This is a genomic window from Xenorhabdus eapokensis, assembly GCF_001908105.1.
Genome location: NZ_MKGQ01000147.1, coordinates 1 through 811, shown reverse-complemented (window position 1 = coordinate 811; position 811 = coordinate 1). Strand labels below are relative to the sequence as shown.

1 protein-coding gene is annotated in these 811 nt (G+C 44.3%); it reads right to left on the bottom strand.

Annotated elements, in window-relative coordinates:
* On the bottom strand, positions 1-754 hold a 754-nt coding region (locus tag Xedl_RS19850; RefSeq protein WP_074025452.1), incomplete at its 3' end, for an IS5 family transposase.
* Positions 755-811: the final 57 nt, after the last annotated feature.

The window sequence follows — 811 nt, the reverse complement described above, 5'->3', positions numbered from 1 at the left end:
CCCACATGGGCAACCAGACAATGATAAACGCCAGAGCCAACATACTGGCGTAATTCCGTTCAAGCTTATCGTATCTTGTTGCTATTGCACGAAAATGTTTAACTCTGGCGAACGCATTCTCCACCAAATGACGATAACGATATAAACATTTATCAATCTGTTTATCCGATTTTCGGCTATTTTTCCGGTAGGGAATAATCGGCGTTGCTCCTTGCTGTTCAATATGATTTCTGAAAGCCTGACTGTCGTACCCTTTGTCAGCTATCACAAAGTCCGAAGGGGGCGATTGTTCGACTAAACTTTCCGCATGAACAATGTCATGCACTTGTCCCCCGGACAATTCAAAATGAACAGGCAATCCATAACTATCGACGGCCAAATGAATTTTGGTTGAACGTCCACCACAACTTTTGCCAATCGCCTCATCATCATCTGAAGCCGCTCCGGCACTGTGCTGATGAGCACGGACGATACTCCCATCAATAAACAACCATTCCCTATCAGCAAACCCAGATAACCACTTGAAAATGAGCTGTAAAACCCCTTTCTTTGACCACGCATTGAAACGTTGAAAGACACTATTCCATTTGCCGAATTCTGGCGGTAAATCGCGCCAGGGAACGCTCGTTCTCATTCGGTAAAGAATGCCTTCAACGGTCAAACGGTGTTCAGGTTTGTGATAAATCCAACCCGCATGTTGCATTAACGCAGATAGCTTATTCCATTGGAGATCTGTTAACATAGTTCGCGGCATGATGGTGAGGTCTGGTTGTTTTTTGGCGAAAGTAATTATACCAAATCATCATGCTGT